This window comes from Psychromonas aquatilis (assembly GCF_038155185.1).
GTDB lineage: Bacteria > Pseudomonadota > Gammaproteobacteria > Enterobacterales > Psychromonadaceae > Psychromonas > Psychromonas aquatilis.
In genome coordinates, this window is the sequence record NZ_JBAKAZ010000299.1 from 1 (window position 1) to 225 (window position 225).

Annotated in this window: 1 protein-coding gene; it reads right to left on the reverse strand. The window is 34.7% G+C overall.

Going from position 1 to position 225, the window contains the following annotated elements:
* Positions 1 to 225: phosphopantothenoylcysteine decarboxylase domain-containing protein (locus V6256_RS15645; protein WP_341599151.1), on the reverse strand; the 225-nt coding region annotated here is incomplete at both ends.

Below are 225 nucleotides of genomic sequence, written 5' to 3' on the forward strand. Positions count from 1 at the left end.
TTATTATCACTATTAAAACCTTGAGCACTATTCGATACATCATTTGCAGGAATTAAATCTAAGTTTTTACGTGCTAATTTACCTAAAGCATAAGCTTCGATGTCTTTTGTTTCCGCAGCAAATCCGACACATAATGGACGATTCTCAGCGTTTGCTACATCAGCAATAATATCTGGGTTTTTAAGTAAGGTTAAGGTAATCACATCTGTATCGGCTTGTTTTTTC